Raw genomic sequence first — 595 nt, forward strand, 5'->3', positions numbered from 1 at the left:
GTGGCCGGGGGCGGTGAAGTAGGACGCGACCGCCGGGCGGCGGCAGCCGAGTGCGGCCAGCCGGTCGAGCGCGCCGGGGATGCCGGGCTCGGCGGCGCCGGCGTAGCCGGGCAGTACGGGGACGCCGCCCAGGCGGGCGGAGAGCAGCCGGGCGGTGGCCTCGGCGTCGGCGGCGGAACGGGGGTCGCGGGACCCGGCGGCGGCCAGCACCACGCCGTCGGGGTCCCGCGCGCCGGCGGCGGCGAGCCGGTCCGCGAGCGCTTCGGCGAGCAGCGGGTCGGGGCCGAGGGGGGCGGCCAGCTGGCAGTGGTGCCCGCGTGCGGCCCGTGCGACGGCCGGGATGTCGTGGCGGGTGTGGTAGCCGCGGCCGAAGAGCAGCGGGACGAGCACGACCTCGCCGGGCGGCAGCGCGGCGAGGGTGTCGCCGAGCAGGGGTTCGTCGAGTTCCAGATGGCCGAGGCGGACGCGCAGCCCGGGTCGCTGGGCGCGGACGACGTCCAGCAGGGCGGTCACGGTCCGGCGTGCGGCGGGGTCGCGCGAGCCGTGGGCGACGGCGACGAGAGTGGGGGCCTCGGGTCGGTGGCATGGGCCGGGT

Annotated in this window: 1 protein-coding gene; it reads right to left on the reverse strand. The window is 80.5% G+C overall.

Annotated elements, in window-relative coordinates; translation table 11 throughout:
• The coding region (locus FNX44_RS27475) for a sirohydrochlorin chelatase (protein WP_173019322.1) at positions 1-595 on the reverse strand (595 nt) is incomplete at both ends.

The sequence above is a fragment of the Streptomyces alkaliterrae genome (genome assembly GCF_007097205.2).
GTDB lineage: Bacteria > Actinomycetota > Actinomycetes > Streptomycetales > Streptomycetaceae > Streptomyces > Streptomyces alkaliterrae.